This is a genomic window from Methylopila musalis, from assembly GCF_042679725.1.
Lineage (GTDB): Bacteria > Pseudomonadota > Alphaproteobacteria > Rhizobiales > Methylopilaceae > Methylopila > Methylopila musalis.
Genome location: NZ_JBHTMX010000254.1, coordinates 1 through 3,507 on the forward strand (window position 1 = coordinate 1; position 3,507 = coordinate 3,507).

Annotated in this window: 3 protein-coding genes; 2 read left to right on the forward strand and 1 reads right to left on the reverse strand. The window is 71.7% G+C overall.

Annotated features, from left to right (window positions below; genetic code table 11):
- Together ACFQ4O_RS16210 and lepB are read left to right on the forward strand one after the other, a co-directional pair.
- Positions 1-1,627: DNA translocase FtsK (locus ACFQ4O_RS16210; RefSeq protein WP_378777190.1), on the forward strand; the 1,627-nt coding region annotated here is incomplete at its 5' end.
- Positions 1,628-1,705: 78 nt separating this feature from the next.
- A complete protein-coding gene (lepB, locus tag ACFQ4O_RS16215) occupies positions 1,706-2,629 on the forward strand; it encodes a signal peptidase I (RefSeq protein ID WP_378777192.1) in 924 nt (307 codons plus the stop codon).
- Between the two features lie 7 nt (positions 2,630-2,636).
- Here lepB and ACFQ4O_RS16220 read toward each other — a convergent pair.
- The coding region (locus ACFQ4O_RS16220) for an NAD-dependent epimerase/dehydratase family protein (protein WP_378777194.1) at positions 2,637-3,507 on the reverse strand (871 nt) is incomplete at its 5' end.

Genomic DNA, 3,507 nt, shown 5'->3' on the forward strand with positions numbered 1-3,507 from the left:
CGCCGAGCGCCCAGCCGGCCGTGTGGCGCCGGTTCCCGCCGCGCCGCGCCCCGGTCGCCGCATGGCGCGCGAGGCCCAGCCCGACCTGCTCGATCATGACGGCTACGAACTGCCGCCGCTGACGCTGCTCGCGGAGCCGAAGAAGAGCGTCGCCCCGCAGGCGAGCGCGGAATCGCTCGAGCAGAACGCCCGCATGCTGGAGGAGGTGCTGCAGGACTACGGCGTCCGCGGCGCCATCATCAACGTGAAGCCCGGCCCCGTGGTCACGCTCTATGAGCTGGAGCCCGCGCCCGGCATCAAGTCGAGCCGCGTGATCGGCCTCGCCGACGACATCGCCCGCTCCATGAGCGCGGTGGCGGCCCGCGTGGCGGTGATCCCCGGCCGCAACGTCATCGGCATCGAGCTTCCGAACGCGCGGCGCGAGACGGTCTATCTGCGCGAGCTGCTGGCCTCGGCGGATTTCGAGAAGGCCAAGATGCGGCTGCCGCTCTGCCTCGGCAAGACCATCGGCGGCGAGCCGGTGATCGCCGAGCTCGCCCGCATGCCGCATCTGCTGATCGCCGGCACCACCGGCTCAGGCAAGTCGGTCGCCATCAACACCATGATCCTGTCGCTGATCTACCGGCTGAAGCCGGAGGAGTGCCGGCTGATCATGATCGACCCCAAGATGCTCGAACTCTCCATCTACGAGGGCATCCCCCATCTGCTGACGCCGGTGGTCACCGATCCGAAGAAGGCGGTGACGGCGCTGAAATGGGCGGTGCGCGAGATGGAGGACCGCTACCGCAAGATGTCGAAGCTCGGCGTGCGCAACATCGACGGCTTCAACGCCCGGGCGGAGCAGGCGCTCGCCAAGGGCGAGGCCATCACCCGCACCGTGCAGACCGGCTTCGACAAGGACACCGGCGAGGCGATCTACGAGCAGGAGGTGATGGAGATCGGCAAGCTGCCCTACATCGTCGTCATCGTCGACGAGATGGCCGATCTCATGCTGGTGGCCGGCAAGGAGATCGAGGGCGCGATCCAGCGTCTCGCCCAGATGGCGCGCGCGGCCGGCATCCACATCGTGATGGCGACGCAGCGGCCGTCGGTGGACGTGATCACCGGCACCATCAAGGCCAATTTCCCGACCCGGATCTCGTTCCAGGTGACGTCCAAGATCGACAGCCGCACCATCCTCGGCGAGATGGGCGCCGAGCAGCTGCTCGGCCAGGGCGACATGCTGCACATGGCCGGCGGCGGCCGCATCAGCCGCGTCCACGGCCCGTTCTGCTCCGATCAGGAGGTCGAGGACGTGGTGGCGCATCTGAAGCGCCAGGGGCGTCCCGACTATCTGGACGCGGTTCTGGCGGACGACGACGCCGACGCGGGCGAGGACGGCGCGGTGTTCGACAAGGGCGCCTTCGGCGACGAGGGCGGCGACGTCTACGATCAGGCCGTGCAGGTGGTGCTGCGTGACAAGAAGTGCTCCACCTCCTACATCCAGCGCCGGCTGCAGATCGGCTACAACCGCGCCGCCTCGCTGGTGGAGCGCATGGAGAAGGAGGGCGTGGTCGGCCCCGCCAACCACGCCGGCAAGCGCGAGATCCTGCTCGCGAGCGACGAGCGCGACGACGACGCAGCGTAAGCCGACGTCGTCCGTGCAACTTGCGGATGTGCGTGCTTTTGTGCGTTGTGTCCTCGGCTCATCTGCAGGACCTCGCCCATGTCTTCCCCCGTCACAACCCGCGCGCCCGGTTTCGGGAACGCCCTGCTCACCGCGCTGCTGACGCTGCTTCTGCCGCCGCTGGGCTACGTGTTTCTCGGCCATTGGCGCCGCGGCGCGGCGCAGATCGTCGCGCTGCTCGCGCTCTGGGCGCTCACGGCCTTCGGGCCGGCGGCGCTGTTCGAGACCGTGGCCGGGGTCGCGGCCTACGTGGCGCTGGCGCTGGTCACGCTTCTGGGCTTCCTCGCGGACGCGCTGCGCATCCTGTTCACGGGGCGGGCGCGGCGGGGGCTGCCTTTCCAGCGGTGGTGGCCCTATGCGGGCGTCGCCCTCGGCCTGATCGGCTTCGGCGTCCTCGATGCGGCGATGACCGAGGCGGATCGCAAGACCGTCCGAAGCTACCGGGTCCCAAGCTCATCCGCGCTGCCGACGCTGCGTCCCGGCGACCTGTTCTTCGCCCTGCGCCTGAGCGCGCCGCCGCGCCGCGGCGACGTGGTGGTCTACCGCGTGGCGAGAGATGCCCGCATCGGCCGGGTGATGGCGCTCGGCGGCGACCGCATCGCCATGCGGAACGGCGCGGTGGTCCTCAACGGCGTCGAACTGAAGCGGGAGGCCGCGCCGCCGTTCGTCTCGCCGGCGGGCGAGGGGCTGCGGGCGCGCGAACTGCCGGTGATGCGCGAGACCAACGCCGAGGGCCGTTCCTACCTGACGCTCGACCTGAACGAGGCCGGCTTCCTCGACACCACGGACGAGGTCGAGGTTCCGCCCGGCCATGTGTTCGTGTTGGGCGACAACCGGGACAACTCTTTGGACAGCCGGGTTCCGAACGTGGTCGGTTTCGTGCCCGAGGCGGAGGTTCGCCGCCGGGCAGGGGCCATCTACTGGAGCGACGACCTCGGCCGCGTCGGCGCCGCGATCGAGTAGCGCCGCCTCACCGGCTGCGCCGCAGGCCCTCAGTGAGACCGATCCCGGCGCGGTCGCCGAGCAGCCGCTCGGTCGCGTCGGTAGCGAAGATGGCCTTGCGGGCGAACAGCGCGCGTTCGCCCGCGCTCGGCGCGAGCGCCGGCGCCTCGAAGCCGGGGAGCTTGAGCCGCCGCCAGATCTTGGCGGGCGTCGCGAGCCGGGCGTTCCGCGCCAGATCCGCGGGGGAGAGGCGTCTTGGCGCGGGATCGCCGAAGGCGCTCGCGAGCGCCGCGAAATAGGCGTTCCACGACGGCGTCTCCGGGCCGACCAGCGTGAGGGCCGCGACGGGGGGCGCCTGCGCCCGCTCCGGTCCGGTCAGGCGGCGGACGGCTGAGGCGGCGAGCCGCGCCACGTCCTCCACATGGATCAGCGGCGCGAGACCCTCGCCCGCTGCGCCCAAGTCGCCCACGGCCCCCACGGCAAGGCGCCGGCGTAGCTTGTCGATCCAGAACCGGCTGCCGGGCCCGTAGACCACGCCGGGGCGCAGCAGCAGCGCCCGCCGCGCGGGATCGCCGGCCGCCCAGTCGCGCGCGGCCCGCTCGCAGGCGACCTTGGCCTCGCCATAGGGCCCGAGCGCGCCGAGGCCGTCGTCCTCCTCGCGGATCAGGCCGTCGCGCTCGCCATAGACCGCGATCGAGGACAGCAGGATCAGCGTCGGAACGCCGTTCGCGGCCATGGCGTCCAGCAGCCGGCGCGCCTGCGGGGCCATGTCCGCGTCCGCGCCATAGGCCGCATGCACCACCGCGTCGACGCCGCGCGTGGCGGCGGCGATCTGCTCCGGCCGGTCGAGGTCGCAGGGCGTCGGCGCGATGGCGGGAGCGAGGCCCGCCGGGAGCGCG

What these genes read in the sequence shown, in the direction of transcription:
- lepB (WP_378777192.1), top strand. Translation starts at nt 1,706, where the DNA reads ATGTCTTCCCCCGTCACAACCCGCGCGCCCGGTTTCGGGAACGCCCTG.